The sequence below is a fragment of the Stenotrophomonas rhizophila genome, from assembly GCF_020857975.1.
Taxonomy (GTDB): Bacteria; Pseudomonadota; Gammaproteobacteria; order Xanthomonadales; family Xanthomonadaceae; genus Stenotrophomonas; species Stenotrophomonas rhizophila_C.
The window spans coordinates 1-19894 of the sequence record NZ_JACWUO010000012.1; the positions used below are offsets into that span (position 1 = coordinate 1).

Consider the following 19894-nt stretch of genomic DNA (forward strand, 5'->3'; position numbering starts at 1 on the left):
GTTGGCGGGACTGTCGAAAACATGGATGTTTTCGCCAAGCCCCCACGGATGGGTTCACGGCGTGTCCCGCCAACCCATCCGCGCCAGCCCCAATCAGCGCAGACGTCGGGCACTGCCTTTGATCTGAGGCATTAATAGCTCGCAGCTGAGAAGAGCACGAAAGCCGTTGGCTTTACCTGCGAAGCGGAAAAACAACAACGTCAATCTTCTTCCGGCGCGGCGATCGCCGCTGGCGGGGCGGTATTGGCCCGGCGCTGCTCCTCGTGCGTGCGGAATGCCTGGTGGATGTGCTTGCGCAGTTCGTCATCGTTCCACGGCTTGGTCAGGAACCGGTAGATCGCGCCGCGGTTGATCGCGTCGGTCACCGTGTTCAGATCGGTATAGCCGGACAGCACCAGCCGGATCGTGTCCGGGTACAGCATCTTGACCCGGCCCAGGAACTCGGTGCCGCTCATGTCGCTCATTCGCTGGTCGGACAGAATCACCTGCACATCGTTGATCGCCAGCAGGTCGAACGCATCGCGCACGTTGCCCGCCGCCAGGATCCGGTAGCCGTCGCGGCGGAACAGCCGCACCAGCGAACGCAGCACGTTCTCCTCATCGTCCAGCAGCAGCAACGTCCGGTCCGGCCGCGTCTCGGCGAATGCCTCCGGGCGCAGGTAGCGCCGGCGCAGGGTCATCCCGGCCGCGTCGGCCGACATCGGCTCGCCGAACAGGTAGCCCTGGAACACATCGCAGTCGTTACGGCGTAGAAAGCCCAGCTGCGCCTGCGATTCCACCCCGTTGGCGATCACCGTCATGCCCAGCTGGTGGCCCATGGCGATGATCGCGCGGGCGATTGCCGCCTCGCGGTTGCCGGCCGGGGCGCTCTTGATGAAGCTGCGGTCGATCTTCAGCTTGTCCACCGGGTAGCGCACCAGCGCGCTCAGGCTGGAATCGCCGGTGCCGAAGTTGTCCAGGCTCAGGCTGATGCCTTCATTGCGCAGGTTGACCAGGGTTTCGTGCACGAAGTTGACGTTGTTGGTCAGCGCGCTTTCGTTGATCTCCAACGTCAGCATGTGCGCCGGCACCCCGGCGGTCTGCATCAACGCCATCACCTCGGCAAAGAAGTTCGGGCGCAGCAGCTGCAGGGTGGAGACGTTCACCGCGATGGTGAAATCGTCAAAGCCCTGGTCGCGCCACAACCTGGCCTGCTTCAACGCGCCTTCCAGCACCCAGGTGCCGATCTGCACGATGATGCCCAGCCGCTCGGCGGTGCGCATGAAACGTTCGGGCACCAGCATGCCCAAGGTCGGCGACTGCCAGCGCAGCAGCGCCTCCATGCCCACCACGTGGCCGTCGCGGGCGCTGACCAGCGGCTGGTAGCGCAGCTTCAGCTCGCCATTGGGAATGGCATCGACGATCTGGCGCGCGATGATGCTCTCGCTGTGCGCGCTGGACGGGGTATCCACCGCATGGATGCGCACGGCATTGCCGCCTTCGCGCGCGGCCTGGTGCAGGGCGTCTTCGGCGTGGTCGAGCAGGCGCGAGGTGCCGGTGGCGTGTTCCGGGCACAGGCTCACGCCCAGCTTGCCGGTCATGAACAGCGTATAGGGCAGCACAGACAGCGGCAGTTCCAGCTGCTGGCGGATCTCTTCGGCCAGATCCTCCGGCAGCGGCACGTCGGCCCCGCGCGGTACCGCGATCAGGAATTCGTCGCTGCCGTGCCTCCACAATTTGCCGCGCCCGCGCAGATGGTGCTGCAGGCGCTGGGCCACCAGCACCAGCGCCTGGTCGCCAACCTCGGCGCTCATGTTCTCGTTGACCGAGGCGAAGTGGTCGATGTCCACGTGCATCAGCATCAGCGGCGTACCGCCCGAGGCGGCCTCGGTGACCATCGCCTGCAGTTCGGGATTGCCCGCACCCAGTCGCGGCGGCGCGTCCTCGATGCTGACCAGGGGCAGGGAAGGGTTCCACATGGGCTCAGTAATCCAGGCTATCGGGAGTGGCCGGGTCGCTGCTGCGGTAAGGCAGGTACAGGTCGACCAGGGTGCCGGCGCCGTGCGCCGATTCAATCGTCAAGGTGCCGCCCACGCTCTGCGCGCGCTCGCGCATCACGATCAGGCCCAGCCCGCGCGGGCCGTCCGGGTCGAAACCCTCGCCATCGTCGCGCACCTGCAGGTGCAGGCCCTGGTCGTCCACATCATGCAGCTGCAGGCTGACCTGGCTGGCGCGGGCGTGGCGCAGCACATTGGTCAGGCTTTCCTGGGCGATGCGGAAGCAGGCCTGTTCGATGTCCCCGCACGGACGCCGCGGCAGTGTCTGGATGTCCGGCAGCAGTTCGATCGCCGCCGAGCGGAACAGCACGCTGGCCTGCCAGCGCAGCGCCGCTTCCAGGCCCAGCGCGTCCAGCTGCGGTGGGCGCAGCAGCATGGAGATGTCGCGCAGCTTGCCCACGGTGGCATCGGCCAGCTGGATGATCTGGGCCAGGTCTTCGTCGCGGCGCTGTGCGTCGGCCTCGTCCTGGGCGGCGTAGGCCGACAGCTTCATCGCGGTGATCGCCTGGCCGATGTCGTCGTGCAGGTCGCGCGAAATCGCCCGGCGCTCGTCCTCCTGCAGCGAGAACAACCGCCCGGCCATCGCCTGCAGCTCGCGGTTGCTGGTTTCCAGCGCCGCGCGGATCCGCTCCGGTTCGCTCAGGTCGCGCACGATCAGCAGCTTGCAGTTGCGCCCGCCATAGCGCACATCGCCCACCGCCAACCCGGCCTGGAAACGTTCGCCGTCCAGCCGCAGCATGCCGATCACCTCGGCCGCGCCGGTGCTGGGCAGCGGAATCGGCGCGAACAGCTGCGCGCGCACCCGGGCCAGGTCTTCGGCGGCCACCAGTTCGGACAACGGCTCGCCCAGCAGCGTGTGCTGGCCGTAGCCGAACTGCGCCGCCGCGCAGGCATTGGCGTACAGCACGTGCTCCTCGGACAGGATCACCACGCCATCGGGCAGCACCCGCACCAGCTCGCGGAACTGTTCTTCGCGCTCGCGCAGCAGGCGCCGCGACTGCTCGCGTTCGGTCACGTCCTGCAGCGTGCCCAGCACCCGCGGGCGGCCGGCGTCGTCGCTGCCGCTCTGCGCGCGCAGGTGCACCATCAGGGCGCGGCCATCCATCGCCAGCAGCGGCAGCAGCACATCGATCTGCACCGGCGCATTGCCCATGTCCTGCAGCAGCTGTTCGGCCAGCGCGGCGGTGGCCGGGTCGGCCGGCACCAGCAGTTCCTCGAAGCGGTGCCAGCGGCGTGCCTCGGGCGGGCGCCGGCCGAGCAGCTGATAGACCTGGTTGGAGTAGCGGCCCAGGCCGGTGGCCGGGTCCACTTCCCAGGCACCGATGCGCGCCATCTCGTGCGCTTCCTCCACCCGCGCCAGGGCCTGGTCGCGGCGGCGCAGCGCCTGGTCCTCGCTGGTACGGTCGATGGCGATCAACAGCCGCGCGCGGTGCCCGGCGTAGTCGATCGCATTGCTGCGCATTTCCATGCGCCGGTGGCTGCCGTCGCGAAGCACCAGGTCGGCGGTGATCACGCACAGCTGTTCGGGCTGGGCGCGGATCTGTTCCAGCTTGTCGGCCAGCGCCGGGGTGTCGCCGCCGGGCCACAGCGCGGTGACCGGCATGGCCATGAATTCTTCGCGGCTCCAGCCGAACAGGCTGCTGGCGGCCGGGTTCACATCCAGGATCGCCAGCGATTCCAGGTCGTAGACCAGGATCGGCCCCGGGTTGCCCTGGAACATCTGCCGGTGGCGGGTCTCCGAATCTTCCAGCCGCGCATGGGTCTGCAGCACGTGTTGGGCCAGCGGGCGCAGCAGCAGGTAGAGCAGGGTGGCGCTGGCCACCACGAAGAACGCGCCCTTGGCGGTCTGCCAGTGCGCGGCCGTCTCGATGTCATCGGTGAGCAGCTGCACCGCCGCATCGCTGCACGCGATCCACGCCAGGGCCATGACCAGGTAGGCCAGCACCACCCGCCGGCGATCGCGGCGCAGGGCCTGGGCCAGCGGCAGCTCGGGCGTGGACGGGGACGGCGGACCGGGCGGGACGACAGGCATGGGGCGGGGCGGGAACCGGAACGGGACGGGCGTTGTGCATCTTAGAGGCTGCGGTGGATTTTGGGGTGAGTGGTGCCGGGCGCTCAATAAACCGGGTGGTTTGCCGCTAACGATTGCGTTCCCGGCTGTCGGGTGCGTTATCGGAGTCATACCGCGTGGACCAAGGGATCATCGCCAGTCTGCTGCAGCACCCACTGGCATCGGCGCTGGTCATCCTCGACCGCAGCGGGCGCCCGCTGGCGGCCAACCCGGCCGCGCGCGAGCATGGGTTGCCGGCGACCGTGGCGGCCTATGGCGCGCTGCTGGACGACCTGCGCCTGCTGGCCGCCGACGGCGGCGCGGTGCCCTGCCAGCTGCCCGGCGGCCCGCGTGGCCGCTTCGACGGCTGGCTGCGCGCGGTGCACGCCGCCGATGGCCAGCTGCTGGCATTCACGCTGAGCGTGCCCGAGCCGGTGGCCAGCTATGCCGGTAGCCGTTGGGAATTGGCCCTGGACCACGCCGGCCACGGCCTGTGGGACTGGGACCTGCCCAGCGACGCGGTCACCCGCTCGCAACGCTGGGACGGCCTGCCGGCCGGCGCCGACCAGCAGGCGCCCGGCCAGGCCGGGGCGGCGCTGCTGGCGCCGATCCATGCCGATGACCGCCCCGCCGTGCGTGCCGCCCTGGATGCGCACCTGCGTGGCGAGGGCCAGGTGTATACCGCCCAGTACCGGCTGCGCCATCCCGATGGCGACTGGCGCTGGGTGCTCGACCGCGGCCGGGTGGTGGCGCGCACCGCCGACGGCCAGCCGCTGCGCATGGTCGGCACGCATACCGATATCCAGGCGCAGAAGCAGATGGAATCGCTGCTGCTGGAACAGCAGGTGCACCTGCGCGAAGCGCAGCGCATCGCCAGCATGGGCAGCTGGTCGTGGGACCCGCAGCTGCGCCAGTTCTGGTGGTCGCCGGAGTTCCGCAGCCTGCTTGGGGTGGGCGATGCGCCGCTGACCGGCCGCCGGCACTGGCTGCGCCGGCTGGAGCCGCGTTCGCGCAGCCTGCTGCGCCATGCCTGGCGGCGCATGCTGCGCGACGGCAAGCCGGCCACCCTGCAGCTGGAACTGCCGGGCCCGCGCGATGGCGCGCTGCACCTGCGGCTGTGGATGCAGCCGCTGCTGGGCGCCGATGGGCGCATCCAGCGCCTGCTTGGCCAGGTCCAGAACATCACCGAACAGCACCAGACCGATGCGCTGATCCGCTGGCGCACCGAGTTGCTCAACCGGGTCTCGGCGCTGGGCCGGATCGGTGGCTGCGAAATCGAGGTCGCCACCCGCCACATGCAGTGGACCGAGGAGTGCTACCGCATCCACGGTCTGCGCAAGGAGCCGATCAGCCTGGACCAGGCGCTGGCGCTGTATTCCGAGGATTCGCGCGCCGCGTTCGAAGCGGCCTTGCTGCGGATCGCCGAGGGCGGCCTGCCCGAGCAGCTGGACCTGTGCTTCTACCGCCAGACCGGGCAGCGCATCTGGGTACAGGTGCTGATCGAGCTGGACCGTCGCGACGGCCTGCCACCGCGCTTTGTGGTGCTGTTCCGTGACATCACCCGCGAGCGTGAAGCCAACGAACGTATTGAACTATTGGCCCATTACGATCTGCTCACCGGCCTGCCCAACCGCATGCTGCTGCGCGAGCAGACCGCCGATGCGATCGAGGAAGCGCGTGATCGCGGTACGTCGCTGGCGATGCTGTTCATCGACCTGGACGGCTTCAAGACCATCAACGACACCTTCGGCCATGCCACCGGCGATGCACTGCTCAAGGCCGCGGCCTCGCGCCTGCACCAGAACCTGCGCAACGCCGATCTGTTCGGCCGCTTCAGCGGCGACGAGTTCATCGTGGTGCTGCGCGACCTGGCCGATCCCGAAGACGCCGGCCATGTCGCGCGCAAGCTGATCGCCTCGCTGGCCGAGCCGCTGCACCGCGGGCAGACCACCTTGAAGGTCGGCGCCAGCGTCGGCATCGCCATGCTCGATGAGGGCCACGGCGATTTCGAATCGCTGCTGCGCGCCGCCGATGCAGCCATGTACGCGGCCAAGGAAGCCGGGCGCAATACCTACCAGTACTACAGCCAGGACGCCTTGGCGCGCATCCAGCGCAAGCTGGAGATCGAGCACGCGCTGCTGGGCGCGATCGAGCGCGAGGAGTTCAGCCTGGCCTACCAGCCATTGCTGGATGCCGCGCACGGCCAGCCGCCGGCGATCGAAGCGCTGCTGCGCTGGCACCGTCCCGGCATCGGCTATTGCAGCCCGGCCGAGTTCATCCCGATCGCCGAGAAATGCGGCGAGATCGTGCGCATCGGCGACTGGGTGCTGGCCGAGGCCTGCCGCCAGGCCGCCGCCTGGGACGCGGCCGGCCTGAAGTTCGACCGCGTGGCGGTCAATGTCTCGGCGGTACAGCTGCGCGACCGCGGCTTTGCCGAGCGCGTCATCGACACCTGCCATGCCCACGGCTGGCCGCCGCAGCGGCTGGAGCTGGAGTTGACCGAGTCGGCCCTGATCCGCGACACCGACGTGCTGCGGCATTGCTTCGCCGTCCTCGAGCGCCATGGCGTTCCACTGGCGGTGGACGACTTCGGTACCGGTTTCTCCAACCTGCATTACCTCAACCGGTTCCCAGTCGGTCGGCTGAAGATCGACCGCAGCTTCGTCCAGGGCATGCTGCACGACACCGGCACCGCCGAAGTCACCCAGGCCATCGTGCACCTGGGCCACGCGCTGGGCATGAAAGTGGTGGCCGAAGGGGTGGAAACCGAACAGGAGGAAGCCATGCTGCGCCGCCAGGGCTGCGACGAAATCCAGGGTTACCTGTATTCCCGCCCGCTCACCCCGCGCGACCTGGCGCAGTGGCTCAAGGCCGGCTCGCGCATTGGCCCGCGCTAAAGCGTGGCGCCCGTCGGCCAGCTCAACTGACCGGGCGCAGGCGACAGTTGCCTTGGTAGGGTCGCATCCGGATCGACCGCCGACCGTCTGTGGCACCCCGGTGAGGGCATGGAAATCATCGAAGCCGGCTTCGATTGGGCCATGCCTTCGTCGCGCCGGGCAGTGCTACGTGCAGTCGATCCGGATGCGACCCTACCAGGGGGCGTGGCGACGGCGTGGTCCATTCCTTCGGCCTGGGTCACGCCTTCGCTGCAGCGATGGCACGGTCGTCGAGGATGGGGCAGGCGTTGAACTCGGCGAACCGTTGCAGCTCCCTGCCCAGTGCCGGCAGGAACAGGCCGCGTGTGAGCCTGGCGTCTTCCAGGTGCAGGCTCAGCACCTGCAGCCTGTGCTCACTGCGGTGGGCCTTGCAGTCGATCCGGCCGACCAGCCGGTCGCCGTACAGCACCGGCAGGCAGAAGTAGCCATACCGCCGTTTTGCAGCCGGGACATAGCACTCGATCCGGTAGTCGAAGCCGAACAGAGCGCCCAGGCGCTCCCGATGAATCACCAGGTTGTCGAAGGGCGACAGGATTTTCACCGCCGGTGCGCGCCGGGGCGCGGCGTCCAGCAACGTGGTGTCCACATAGCCGGCCAGGCCGTCGGCATCGTTCAGCACGGCGATCTGCCCCGCGTCGAGGCGTTCGTCGACCACTTCCCGCATCGCCTCGCGCAACTCCGTGCCTGATCGCAGGTGCAGCAGTTGTTGCCGGGTAAACACCCCGTGCGCCCTGAGAGTGGTTTCAAACAGATGCGTGGCCTGCTCATACGGGGTCGGCACGCGCAGATCGATTCCGTCGGGCAGGCAGCGTGCGCTGAGGTCGTAGGTCTTTTCCATGCCATGGCGCTCGCAGACCATCAGATCGCCCTGCATGAACAATGTCTCGAAGGCCTTCCTGCCCGGGCCCTGGTTCCACCAGCTGCCCTTGTCCTGGTTGCGCTGATCGAGATTGCGCAGGCGCATGGGCCCGTCCACGCGGATGCGGGCCAGGATTTCCTTCATCAAGCGCGGCTCGCCCTGGCGGAAATAACGGCCTTGACCGTTGCGGATCGATTCCATCAGCGGCAACGCATAGCGGTAGTCGCGCATCGGAAGGTAGGCAGCGGCGTGGAACCAGTATTCGAATATCTGCCGCTCGCCGACCAGCTGGTTCAGGTGGGCCGGCGCATAACCGGGCACCCGGTTCCACAACACATGGTGGTGCGCCCGTTCCACCACCGACAGCGTATCGATCTGCACATAGCCCAGGTGGCAGATCGCCCGGTGCGTTGCCGATACGCCCTGGCCGAAGGCCGGTGGCGAGGTCAGGCCCTGCCGGTGCAGTGCCAGGTACCTCAGGGCGGATTGCTTGGGCATGCTGGAGTCTCTTGGTTGGTGTCGTAGCCGGGTGAACAAGCGGCTTCGGCTTGGGTCATGCCTTCGACGCGCCGGGCACTGCCACGTGCAGTCGATTGGAATGCGACCCTACCAGAGCGGGGGCTCGCCGCGCCTTTCCGGCATTTCCTGTGATGTCCGACGGTGGCGGCCGGCATTGATGCAGATGCAACTTCGGAAATCGACGGTAGGGTCGCATCCCGATCGACTGCCGACCCTCTGCGGCACCCCGGTAATGGCATGGCAAGCATCGAAGCCGGCTTCGGCTGGGGGTCATGCCTTCGACGCGCCGGGCACTGCCACGTGCAGTCGATTGGAATGCGACCCTACCAGAGCGTGGGCTCGTCGCGCCTTTCCGGCATTTCCTGTGACCGACGGTGGCGGCCGGCATCGATGCAGATGCAACTTCGGAAATCGACGGTAGGGTCGCATCCCGATCGACTGCCGACCCTCTGCGGCACCCCGGTAATGGCATGGCAAGCATCGAAGCCGGCTTCGGCTGGGGTCATGCCTTCGACGCGCCGGGGACTGCCACGTGCAGTCGATCGGGATGCGACCCTACCAGGGCGCAGCCGTTGCGCGGGCTGGCCGACGCCTAGTCGCGCCCGGTTGCTGCCGCTTCCAGCGCAGCGCCGCTCAAGCCAAGATCCCAGGCCAGCCCGGCCAGTGCCGGATCGAGGCCGTGGGGGAGGGAGGTGCTGATCGGCGCGCGCTCGGCGGCGAGCTGCACCAGCTCGCATTGCGCCAGGGCTTCCAGCTGCGCCAGCAGTGCGCGCCCCTGCAATGCAGCGGCGCAGGCGCTCTCGACGGCAGTCGGCTCGATGGCGGCGGGGGCGGGAGACACGGGGAGGGAGTTCAACAGCATCGGGCAATCATCTGCAGCCGGGGCGGGGGGCGCAAGCGCAACGGCCCCGGGGATACCGGGGCCGCTGCGGGGTACCGGAACCGGCATGGGTCATCTGGATCAGAACAGCTCGACCGCACCGGCGGCCATGCTCTGCTGGGCCACGGCCTTGTGCGGCGGGCGTTCCCACTCGCTGCGCATGTCGCGCAGGCGGTTGCCGGTGCGCTGCAGGGCAGTGGCCACTTCTTCGTCGAACACCCCGCCGTTGCGATGCAGCAGCTCCTGCAGCGCCACCGCTTCGCGGTTGATCGCGGTCAGCCGGTCCAGGTGGGTGTGCACGCCGCCCAGGGCCTGGGTGGCGATGTCCTCGAACTGCAGGGCGCGCACCGCTTCGGCCACGCTGCCGTCGATGGCCCGGGCGCACTCGGAGATTTCGCGCATGCCGTCGCCCAGCGAGGCATTGATCTGGGCCACGTTGTCCAGCATCTGCGCCGCTTCATGGCGCGCTTCGCGGGAACGGTCCATGTCGCGCGAGGCCATGTGCGACACCGTCTCGCGGACCTTGGCAATGGCGTCCTTGGAACTATGCGCCAGCTTCCGGATCTGCTCGTTGAAGGTGGTGGACCGCTCGGACAGGTTGCGCACCTCGTCGGCCACCACCGCAAAGCCGCGACCGGCCTCACCGGCACGGGCCGCTTCGATGGCCGCGTTCAAGGCCAGCAGGTTGGTCTGGTCGGCAATCGACTTGACGTCCTCCAGCAGCGCGAAGATGCCATCCAGGTGCTGGGCCATCTGGTCGATGTGCTGCACGGTATTGCTGCTCTGGCCGCTGACCTGTTCCAGCGCCTCCACCAGCTGTTCCATGCGGTGGCTGGCGTGCTGGGCGAAGCGGGCCACGTCGACCCCGGCGCCGCCGTCTTCACCGGCACGGTCGACGATGCGGGCCAGCGCCTGGCTCTGCTGGCGGGACTTGCGGTTCATCGCCTCGAAGCTGCCGCCCAGGCCGCTGACGGCATGGCGGATCAGGTCACGGGCGCGTTCGACTTCGCCGCGTGAACCTTCGACTTCGTTGCCGACGAACGAACGCAGTTCGGTCAGCAGCTGGTCCTGTTCACGCAGCATGCGGGCGTGTTCAGGCGAGCGTTGGTTCTGGGAGCGGGCGGTCCACCAGGCAAATACCAGCCAGCTGAGCGTCATCGTGGTCAGAATCGCCCAACGCAGCGGCGCGGGCCATTCAAAGCCGATGGCGAAGGGAAGGAGCAGGGTCAGGACCAGGGGGGCGGCCAGACGGATGAAGATGCGTGAGTACATGGACGTTCTCGGGAAGTGCACGGTTGATGTATCGGCCGTACCCCCGTTTGCTTTAGTGCTGCACTGCACATTCGATCAAAAACCGTACGTTGCCCCCCGTCCGCGGGGTAGGGCCACCCCATGGGTGGCTGCATGGCATGGGCAGGTCGCATGCCCCCGGATCAGCGCAGCTGGCGGTCCACCGCTTCGATCATCGCCTTGCGCGACAGCAGGAAATCCCAGTACTGCCCGCCGGTCTGGCGCCACAGCACCGCCGCGCGCACTGCCCCCAGCAACAGCGCGCGGATCTCGGCCACCACCCCGGCCTGGCCGAGGTAATGCGGGTTGCCCTGCACCATCACCCGCGGCTTGAGATGGCTGATGGTGTCGGCATACAGCCCGCCGAGCGCGGCCAGCACGTCCGGGTGGGCGCTGTCGCCCAGTTCGTCGGCCTGGCGCTGGGCGCGGGCGATGCCCTGGCTGACCTGCTCGACCACCGCCCGTTCACGCACGAAGCGGCGTTCCAGCTGCAGCACCGCCAGCGCCAGCCGCGGCAACGCGTCGTCCTGGCCCTGGTTGCGGAAATAGTTGTGCAGCAGGCGCAGGCCCGGGGCCACGTTGCCGGCATTGCCGAAGATGGCCTGGGGGCTGTCGGCGTCGATGCGCAATACGCTGTCGATCGCGGTACGCACCACGGCCGCCTCGGAATGGCCGGTTTCGGCGATGCGGCGCACCTGCTGCAGGGCCTGGGCGATGCCGGCCAGAGCAAGAACGCGGTCGTCGACGGAAAAACTCATGCAGCAGATACCTCGAAGGGGGAAGGGACGGTGCGCAGCCGCTGTTCCAGCGGCGCGTCGGTGGCGGCGATCACCGCGCCACCCAGGCAGACCTGGTCGTCATACAACACCAGGGATTGACCGGGGGTGACGGCGCGCTGCGGGCGGGCGAAGCGCGCCAGCACGGTGCCGTCGTCGCGCACCTCCACCGTGCACGGCTCGTCGGGCTGGCGGTAGCGGGTCTGGGCGGTGCAGCTGAAGCGGCGGGCGGGCGGGGCACCGGCAATCCAGTGGGCCGGTTCGGACTGCAGCTGGCTGGACAGCAGCCACGGGCTGTCGCGGTCCTGGTCCACGTACAGCACGTTGCTGGCCACGTCCTTGCCCACCACGTACCACGGCGCTGCCGGGCGGCCGCGTACGCCGCCGATGTTCAGGCCCTCGCGCTGGCCCAGGGTGAAATAGAACACGCCCGGATGCTCGGCGATCAGCGCACCGTCCGGGTCGCGGATCTCCCCGGTCCTGGCCGGCAGGTAACGGCCGAGGAACTCGCGGAAATCGCGCTCGCCGATGAAGCAGATCCCGGTGGAATCCTTCTTGGCATGGGTGGGCAGGCGCGCATCGCGGGCGATCCGGCGCAGGTCGTTCTTCTGCAGTTCGCCGATCGGGAACACGGTGGCGGCCAGCTGTTGCTGGCCCAGCTGGTGCAGGAAGTAGCTCTGGTCCTTGCCCTGGTCGACCCCGCGCAGCAGTGCCCAGCGCCCGTCCACCTTGGCGGTGCGGGCGTAGTGGCCGGTGGCGATGCGCTCGGCGCCCAGTTCGCGCGCCGCATCCAGGAAGTGCTTGAACTTGACCTCGCGGTTGCACAGCACGTCCGGGTTGGGCGTGCGCCCGGCGGCGTACTCGGCCAGGAAGTGCTCGAACACCCCCCGCCAGTACTCGCCGGAGAAATCGCGGAAGTGGAACGGGATGCCCAGCAGACCGCAGACCGCCACCGCGTCGCGGCGGTCGTCCTCGGCACGGCAGTCGCCGCTGCCGTCGTCGGCCCAGTTCTGCATGAACAGCCCGGCGACCGGCTCGCCCTGCTGCACCAGCCGCCACGCCGCCACCGACGAATCCACGCCGCCGGAGACGCCGACCATGATCCGCGGGGTACTCATGCGGTCTCCTTGACGATGGCCAGCGGGTGGCGCTGGCCGGCCAGGTAGTCGGCCACCACCTCCCACACCAGCGGGCTGCGCAGGCGCGCGGCCTGCGCCTGCAGCTCGGCCGGGGTCAGCCACAGCGCCCGCAGGATGCCCGCATCCAACGGCCGGGCCGGATCGTGCGCGATCGGTTCGGCGGCAAAGGCGAAGCGCAGGAAGGGGGTGCCATCCGGTGCGGTCCACTGGTAGACCCCGATGAAGGCGCTCAGGCGCACCTGCCAGCCGGTTTCCTCCAGGGTTTCGCGCAGCGCCGCCGCGGCCAGGCTTTCGCCCGGCTCCAGGTGCCCGGCCGGCTGGTTGAGCACCTCCAGGCCGTCGATGCGCTCTTCCACCAGCAACAGGCGCCCGTCACCCGCCACCACGGTGGCGACGGTGACATGGGGCGCCCAGCGCGGGTCCTGCACGGCATTCACCTCAGTATTCGTCCGTCTTGGTCAGTTCGTTTTCCATGGCATCGGCGGTACGCATGGCCGCATCGATGGCATCGCTCAGGGCCTCGGCACTGGCGGCGGCATCGACCTTGACCACGAACATGGCCAGCTGGTCCTGCTTGACCCAGGCGCCGAGCTTGGCGTCCTGCGAGTCTTCCAGCAGCCGGTTGGCTACCGCGGCGGGGAACTGCTTGCCCGGCGAGTTGTACCCCGGCGACCAGATCTCGCGCACCTTGTGGGTGCCGAATTCCTCCACCGACGAGCGCACGAACACCAGCTGGGTACGGTCATCGCCGGCGTCGAAGACCAGCTTGTAGTCGCCGTCCTCGTCGATCTCGTAGGGATAGTCCAGCTTGTCCAGCACCCGGCCCACGGCCTTGTCGGCCTCGGCGGCATGGGCCCCGAACACGGTGGCGGTCAGCAGCAATGCGGTGGCGATCCTTTTCATGAAATCCCTGTGAATGTGTGGAACAACAGGTGGATTGTGAAGGGCGGCAGGGGGCAACGTCCAATCCCGCGGCCGGGGCTCTATAATGGGACGATGCCACGCCAGCCTTCCCAAGAACCCCACCACGACCACGGCGTCCTGCTCGAGCCGGCCCGCCCGGAGGTGGCGCCGCCGCCGTTCTACCAGGTCATGCTGTTGAACGACGACTACACCCCGATGGATTTCGTGGTGACCGTGCTGCAGCACTTCTTTGCCATGGACCTGGACAAGGCCACCCAGGTGATGCTGCACGTGCATACCCGTGGCCGCGGGGTGTGCGGGGTGTTCACCCGCGAAGTGGCCGAATCCAAGGTTGCCCAGGTCAACGAATTCTCGCGCATGAACCAGCATCCGCTGTTGTGCACGATGGAAAAGACCAGCGGCTGACCCCGGGCCGATCGGCCCGGCCACCGCCCGGTCACCGCCCGGTCACCCGTACGCTCCCCTGGATCGACTCCGTCCACGCCGCCACAGGGCCGGCCGTGGGCAGTCCGCACTGTTCCATCCATGCAGCGCCAGCGCGTCGCCATGTCCGGCGATGGCCGTTGCGCGCCTGCTCCTGCGTGCTCCGGTACAACACGCCGGTTCCACCGGGCCGTGCGCCGGGGCCAACCACGACATTGCCATCACGTTCAAGCTGGCAATCGTGGACACAAGTTCGGGCATGATGGTGTTGCTGGGACCTCCCTGGCGTATCCAGGCGCGGCAGCCGGAGTGCCAACCCCGTCTGAACGCACCGATCGGCCAGGGTGATGGAAATTGCATAGCTAGGCCGCATATTGTTCCTAACTGCCGCCGGAGTAGAACATGTTCAGCAAAGACCTCGAACACACCATCGGACAGTGCTACAAGCGCGCCCGTGAGGCCCGGCATGAATTCATGACGGTCGAACACCTGCTTTTGGCCCTGCTCGACAACCCGTCCGCCCAGGCCGTACTCAAGGCCTGCGGCGCCGACGCCGAGCGCCTGCGCCAGGAACTGGAGCAGGCCATCGAGGCCTCGGTCTCGCGCCTGGCCGAAGACGACGGCCGCGACACCCAGCCCACCCTGGGCTTCCAGCGGGTGCTGCAGCGCGCGGTGTACCACGTGCAGTCCTCGGGCAAGAAGGAGGTCACCGGCGCCAACGTGCTGGTCGCCATCTTCGGCGAAAAGGACTCCCACGCCGTCTATTACCTCAACCAGCAGGACGTGACCCGGCTGGATATCGTCAATTACCTGTCCCATGGCATCGCCAAGCTGGGTGAAGACGGCGAAGTGCCGCCGGCCGCCGAGGGCGAGGGCCGTGCCGAGGGCGCAGAGGGCGAGGGCAAGGGTGATGCGCTGGCCGAGTTCGCCAGCAACCTCAACGAAGCCGCGCGCAACGGCCGGATCGACCCGCTGGTCGGCCGCCGCGATGAAATCGAGCGCACCATCCAGGTGCTGTGCCGCCGCCGCAAGAACAACCCGCTGTACGTGGGCGAGGCCGGCGTGGGCAAGACCGCCATCGCCGAAGGCCTGGCCAAGCGCATCGTCGAAGGCTCGGTGCCCGACGTACTGGCCGATGCGGTGATCTATTCGCTGGACCTGGGCGCGCTAGTGGCCGGGACCAAATACCGCGGCGATTTCGAAAAGCGCCTCAAGGGCGTGCTTACCGCGCTGAAGAAGCTGCCCAACGCGGTGCTGTTCATCGACGAGATCCACACCATCATCGGCGCCGGTTCGGCCTCCGGTGGCACCATGGATGCCTCCAACCTGATCAAGCCGGCGCTGGCGTCGGGCGAGCTGCGCTGCATCGGCTCGACCACCTTCCAGGAATACCGCGGCATCTTCGAGAAGGACCGCGCGCTGGCGCGGCGCTTCCAGAAGATCGACATCGTCGAGCCGACCGTGGGCGAAACCTACGAAATCCTGCAGGGCCTCAAGCCCCGCTACGAGGCGCACCACGGCGTGACCTACGCCGATGATGCGCTGCAGGCGGCGGTGGACCTGTCGGTCAAGCACATCGGCGACCGCCTGCTGCCGGACAAGGCGATCGACGTGATCGACGAGGCCGGCGCACGCCAGCGGCTGCTGCCGGCAGGCGAGCGCAAGGAACTGATCGACATCGAGGAGATCGAGACCATCGTGGCCAAGATGGCGCGCATTCCGGCCAAGCAGGTCAGCGCCACCGACAAGGATGTGCTGCAGCACCTGGAGCGCAACCTGAAGATGGTGATCTTCGGCCAGGATCCGGCCATCGAGACCCTGTCCTCGGCGATCAAGCTGGCCCGCTCGGGCCTGGCCAACCCGGAAAAGCCGATCGGCAACTTCCTGTTCGCCGGCCCCACCGGCGTGGGCAAGACCGAGGTGACCAAGCAGCTGGCGCTGCAGCTGGGCATCGAGCTGGTCCGCTTCGACATGAGCGAGTACATGGAGCCGCACTCGATCAGCCGCCTGATCGGTGCGCCCCCGGGCTATGTGGGCTTCGACCAGGGTGGCCTGCTCACCGAGAAGATCGTCAAGACCCCGCACTGCGTGCTGTTGCTGGACGAGGTGGAAAAAGCCCACCCGGACATCTTCAACATCCTGCTGCAGGTCATGGACCGTGGCGTGCTCACCGACACCAACGGGCGCGAGGCCAACTTCAAGAACGTGGTGCTGGTGATGACCACCAATGCCGGCGCGGCCCAGGCCTCGCGGCGTTCGATCGGCTTCACCCGCCAGGACCATGCCACCGATGCGATGGAGATCCTGCGCAAGAGCTTCACCCCGGAATTCCGCAACCGCCTCGATGCGGTGGTGCAGTTCCAGCCGCTGGGCTTCGAGCACATCCTGCGCGTGGTCGACAAGTTCCTGATCGAACTGGAAATGCTGCTGCAGGAAAAGCACGTCAGCCTGTCGGCTACCCCGACCGCGCGCGACTGGCTGGCCCGCCACGGCTTCGACCCGCTGATGGGCGCCCGCCCGATGGCGCGGGTGATCCAGGACAAGGTCAAGCGCCCGCTGGCCGACGAGCTGCTGTTCGGCAAGCTGGTCAATGGCGGCCGGGTCAGCATCGATGTGCGCGACGACGAACTGTTCGTCGAAACGCAGGCCGAACCCGAGCGCCTGCTCCCGGCAACGGTGTAACGCAGCCATCGCCGGCGGTCACCCCGCCGGCGACGTCGCGCGCCTCACCACTACCGCCGGCGCGCGCCTCACCACCGACAACGACGCGCGCCTCACCACCGACAACGACGGTAGCTCACCACCGTTGGTGGTGAGGCATATCGGGTGGTGAGGCATCACCACAACGCCCCCTCATGGGGGGCGTTGTGCCGTTCAGCGCCGCGCGCGGGCGCGGGTGGCGAACTGTTCTGCGGTGATCGGCTCCAGCGTGCTGACCACGCACTTCTGCGAGCTGGTGCGCAGGCTGCTGACGCCGCCGCCGCACAACTGGCCGTCGCGGCCGGGGGTGGTGAAGGCCAGCTTCGGCGAACGTGCCGCGCTGCTGCAGCTGTCCTGGAAATGCACGATGTAGTGCTGGTCGGCATTGCGCAGCAACACGTTCTCCGAAGCGTTGGCGCGCACGATCTGCTGGTCGGTCGACAGGCTCACGCACGGTGCGGCCGCGTCGGTGACCGTTTCGGCGGCGTGGGCGGTACTGGCAGCGCCGGCGATGGCCAGCAGGCTCAACAGGGACAGGATCTTCATGGCAGGGGCCGGGGGATCGCGATCCGGATTGGATCGACCGCCACAGTGGCGCCGGCGCGGCCGGGGCGAATCTGCAGCAAGGCAGCCTGACCGATGTCAGGGTGCACAGGGTCAGGGTGCCGCCTGGCACGGTTGGGAGGCAAATCCCACCCACGCAAAAAGGCCAGCACCTGGCTGGCCTTCCGGCGGGGCTTGCATTGGGCAGCCGCCCCGAACCGCTTACTTCATGCGGTAGGTGATACGACCCTTGGTCAGGTCGTAGGGCGTCATTTCGACCTTGACACGGTCGCCCGTCAGGATGCGGATGTAGTTCTTGCGCATGCGGCCGGAGATGTGGGCGATGATTTCATGCCCGTTTTCCAGTCGAACGCGGAAAGTGGTGTTAGGCAGCGTCTCGCTGACGGTGCCTTCGAACTCGATGGAGTCGTCTTTCGACATGTAGTCCTGTGCAGTTCTGTAAACGGCCGAGCTGGCCTTAAGAGCGGGCATTTTACGCGCGTCGGCCCCGCGATGCAAAGTTTGCGTTAATTGCCCCGGTTTAGCCGCCCTTCACACCAATCGCCCGGTAGTGCCGGCCGCTGGCCGGCTCTCCGTGATCCGGCAGCGCGCCTCACTGCGGCCGCTGGCCGGCTCCTCAGTCATCCCGCGCCGCCTCATCCCCGGCCGTCTGCCGGTTCCGCCCCGGCCAGCGCCGCCGCCGGCATCTCCCCGAACCGTTCGCACCAACTCCCCGCAGGCGCCTCCTGCCGTACCAGCGCATGCACCTGCTGCAGAAACCGCGACCGCGGCCAATGCTCGGCACCCATCCGCAGCAGGTGGTCGTTCTCCACCTGCGCATCGATCAGCGGCCAGCCCCACTGCGCCAGCCGCCGCGCCAACCCGGCCAGGGCCACCTTGGAGCCGCCGCTGGCCGCGCTGAACATGCTTTCGCCGAAGAACATCCGCCCGATCGCCACCCCGTAGATGCCGCCCACCAGCGTGCCACCGTCGAACACCTCCACCGAATGCGCATGGCCGAGCCGATGCAGCTGCACATAGGCCTGGCGCATCTGCGCGGTGATCCAGGTGCCGTCCTGGCCCGGCCGCGGGCTGGCCGCGCAGGCGGCGATCACCGCCTCGAAACAGGTATCGGCGCGCAGCGTCCAGGCACTGCCGCGCAGGCTGCGCCGGAACCGTGCCGACAGGTGCACCGCGTCGGTGCGGAACACCATGCGTGGGTCCGGCGACCACCACAGCAGCGGTTGGCCGGCCGAAAACCACGGGAATATGCCGGCGGCGTAGGCATTGAGCAGGCGCACTGGCGACAGGTCGCCGCCGATCGCCAGCAGCCCGTCGGGCTCGCGCAACGCGGTGTCGGCCGGCGGGAAGGGCGCGTCGGGGCGCGGGTCCAGGCGCCAGGGGCGGGCGGTATGGCTCATTCGGCCTCCGCCTTGAATGGGCTGTGCGTAGCCAAGGCCTGCGCATAGCGCGCCACGTCCTCGCGTTCCTGTCCGCACCAGCCGGCCAGGGCGCCGGCAAAGTCCGGTGCGGCGATCCAGTGGCGGCTGCGCACGGTCTGCGGCAGGAAGCCGCGCGCCAGCTTGTGCTCGCCCTGCGCGCCGGGCTCGAAGCGCGCCACGCCTTCGCGCAGGCAGTATTCGATGCCCTGGTAGTAGCAGGTCTCAAAGTGCAGGCCGGGCAGGGTGGCCCCGCCCCAGTAGCGGCCGTACAAAGTGTCGCCGCCGCGCAGGCACAGCGCCCCGGCCACCGGCGCACCGTCCTGCTCGGCCAGGAAGATCACCAACTGGCGCGGCAGGGCCTGGGCCAGGTGGCGCAGGAACGGCAGGGTCAGCGCCGGGGAGTTGCCGTATTCGGCGAAGGTCTGCAGGTAGAAGCCGTGCATAGCCTGCAGGTCGTCCGCACTGGCTTCATCGCCGTGCACGATCCGGTAGGTGACGCCGCTGCGAGCCAGCTTGCTGCGTTCCTGGCGGATGTTCTTGCGGTGCTTGTGGTTCATCGCCGCCAGGAAGTCGTCGAAGCAATACCAATTCCCGGGGTTGTGCCACTGGAACTGGATGTCCTGGCGCAGTAGCCAGTCCGGCCCGAACGCGGCGTCCTCGGCGCCGGTATGGAAATTGATGTGGGCCGAGGACCAGCCCATCCGGTCGACCTCGTTCCGGAGCGCCTCCAGCAGTGCGGCGCGGTCGGTATCGCCGCGCGCCAGCAGGCGCGGCCCGGTCACCGGCGAATACGGCACCGCGCCCAGCCACTTGGGGTAGTAGTCCCGCCCGTGCCGCGCATAGGCGTTGGCCCAGGCGTGGTCGAACACGAACTCGCCGTGCGAGTTGTCCTTCAGATAGCCCGGGATCGCCGCGATCAGGTTGTCGCCGTCCCACAGGGTGAAGTGACGCGGCCGCCAGCCCCATTCCGGGCGCAGGCAGCCATGTTCTTCCAGCCCGGCCAGGAAGGCGTGGCAGACGAACGGATTGCCGCCGTCGTGCAGGGCATCCCAGGCGGCGGCCGGGAGGTCGGACAGGCGGTGCAGGAAGCGTGTATCGGGCATGGGGGAAGGATAGGGCAGGCCGATGGTGCGTGGGGGGGTGATGGGGAGTTCAATGCTACTTGTGGAGGCGATTGAAACCTTCAAAGGCTGATGTGGAGAACTGTGAGGTGAGCCGGGTTCTGTGCATGCCAGGCAGCGCAGATTGGCCGGACCTGGTGGGCTGTAGCCCCGTTCCGCGCGTACTGCCCGTTCCAGGTGCGTCGCGCGCCCTGAACCTTGGAAATATCGGTATGACGCCGCGCCGTGGATTGAAAGAATGAGTAGGTCTTATCAA

16 protein-coding genes are annotated in these 19894 nt (G+C 68.1%); 3 read left to right on the forward strand and 13 right to left on the reverse strand.

Annotated features, from left to right (window positions below; genetic code table 11):
- Positions 1-200: 200 nt before the first annotated feature.
- Positions 201-1958, reverse strand: a complete 1758-nt coding sequence (locus IC535_RS12420; protein WP_228886945.1) for an EAL domain-containing protein — start codon at positions 1956-1958, stop codon at positions 201-203.
- 4 nt (positions 1959-1962) lie between these two features.
- Complete coding sequence (locus IC535_RS12425) at positions 1963-4068, reverse strand: PAS domain S-box protein (protein WP_228886946.1); 2106 nt, start codon at positions 4066-4068, stop codon at positions 1963-1965.
- Between the two features lie 155 nt (positions 4069-4223).
- On the opposite strand from IC535_RS12425, the gene IC535_RS12430 reads away from it, so the two are divergent.
- Positions 4224-6983: an EAL domain-containing protein gene (locus tag IC535_RS12430; RefSeq protein ID WP_228886947.1), complete on the forward strand. Its 2760-nt coding sequence runs from the start codon at positions 4224-4226 to the stop codon at positions 6981-6983.
- A 238-nt stretch (positions 6984-7221) separates the two neighbouring features.
- Here IC535_RS12430 and IC535_RS12435 read toward each other — a convergent pair whose 3' ends face one another.
- The 7 genes from IC535_RS12435 to IC535_RS12465 all read right to left on the reverse strand — a co-directional run bounded on the left by IC535_RS12435 (position 7222) and on the right by IC535_RS12465 (position 13388).
- Positions 7222-8379, reverse strand: coding sequence for a winged helix-turn-helix domain-containing protein (locus IC535_RS12435; RefSeq protein WP_228886948.1), 1158 nt, complete (start codon positions 8377-8379; stop codon positions 7222-7224).
- A 613-nt stretch (positions 8380-8992) separates the two neighbouring features.
- A complete protein-coding gene (locus IC535_RS12440) occupies positions 8993-9241 on the reverse strand; it encodes a hypothetical protein (RefSeq protein WP_228886949.1) in 249 nt (82 codons plus the stop codon).
- Between the two features lie 120 nt (positions 9242-9361).
- Positions 9362-10552 carry a methyl-accepting chemotaxis protein gene (locus IC535_RS12445; protein WP_228886950.1) on the reverse strand — a complete coding sequence of 397 codons (1191 nt, stop codon included), beginning with the start codon at positions 10550-10552 and terminating at the stop codon, positions 9362-9364.
- A 161-nt stretch (positions 10553-10713) separates the two neighbouring features.
- Positions 10714-11328, reverse strand: a complete 615-nt coding sequence (gene hflD, locus IC535_RS12450) for a high frequency lysogenization protein HflD (protein WP_228886951.1) — start codon at positions 11326-11328, stop codon at positions 10714-10716.
- On the reverse strand, positions 11325-12464 hold the full coding sequence (gene mnmA / locus IC535_RS12455) for a tRNA 2-thiouridine(34) synthase MnmA (RefSeq protein ID WP_228886952.1): 1140 nt from the start codon (positions 12462-12464) through the stop codon (positions 11325-11327). Before mnmA ends, hflD begins: the two co-directional genes overlap by 4 nt.
- Positions 12461-12922, reverse strand: coding sequence for an NUDIX hydrolase (locus tag IC535_RS12460; protein WP_228886953.1), 462 nt, complete (start codon positions 12920-12922; stop codon positions 12461-12463). Before IC535_RS12460 ends, mnmA begins: the two co-directional genes overlap by 4 nt.
- Position 12923: 1 nt before the next feature.
- On the reverse strand, positions 12924-13388 hold the full coding sequence (locus IC535_RS12465; RefSeq protein ID WP_228886954.1) for a hypothetical protein: 465 nt from the start codon (positions 13386-13388) through the stop codon (positions 12924-12926).
- A gap of 93 nt (positions 13389-13481) precedes the next feature.
- On the opposite strand from IC535_RS12465, the gene clpS reads away from it, so the two are divergent.
- Positions 13482-13814, forward strand: a complete 333-nt coding sequence (gene clpS / locus IC535_RS12470; protein WP_228886955.1) for an ATP-dependent Clp protease adapter ClpS — start codon at positions 13482-13484, stop codon at positions 13812-13814.
- A gap of 420 nt (positions 13815-14234) precedes the next feature.
- A complete protein-coding gene (clpA, locus tag IC535_RS12475) occupies positions 14235-16514 on the forward strand; it encodes an ATP-dependent Clp protease ATP-binding subunit ClpA (RefSeq protein WP_228886956.1) in 2280 nt (759 codons plus the stop codon).
- A gap of 192 nt (positions 16515-16706) precedes the next feature.
- Here the strand turns inward: clpA and IC535_RS12480 are convergent, their stop codons facing one another.
- From IC535_RS12480 to IC535_RS12495, 4 genes are all read right to left on the reverse strand, one after another.
- On the reverse strand, positions 16707-17078 hold the full coding sequence (locus tag IC535_RS12480) for a hypothetical protein (protein WP_228886957.1): 372 nt from the start codon (positions 17076-17078) through the stop codon (positions 16707-16709).
- A 219-nt stretch (positions 17079-17297) separates the two neighbouring features.
- The gene (infA, locus tag IC535_RS12485; protein WP_005409596.1) at positions 17298-17516 is read right to left on the reverse strand and encodes a translation initiation factor IF-1; all 219 of its coding nucleotides are present in this window, start codon (positions 17514-17516) and stop codon (positions 17298-17300) included.
- 215 nt (positions 17517-17731) lie between these two features.
- Positions 17732-18496 carry a leucyl/phenylalanyl-tRNA--protein transferase gene (gene aat, locus IC535_RS12490; RefSeq protein WP_228886958.1) on the reverse strand — a complete coding sequence of 255 codons (765 nt, stop codon included), beginning with the start codon at positions 18494-18496 and terminating at the stop codon, positions 17732-17734.
- Positions 18493-19620, reverse strand: coding sequence for a GNAT family N-acetyltransferase (locus IC535_RS12495; RefSeq protein ID WP_228886959.1), 1128 nt, complete (start codon positions 19618-19620; stop codon positions 18493-18495). The genes aat and IC535_RS12495 overlap by 4 nt, the downstream gene beginning before the upstream one ends.
- Positions 19621-19894 lie beyond the last annotated feature (274 nt).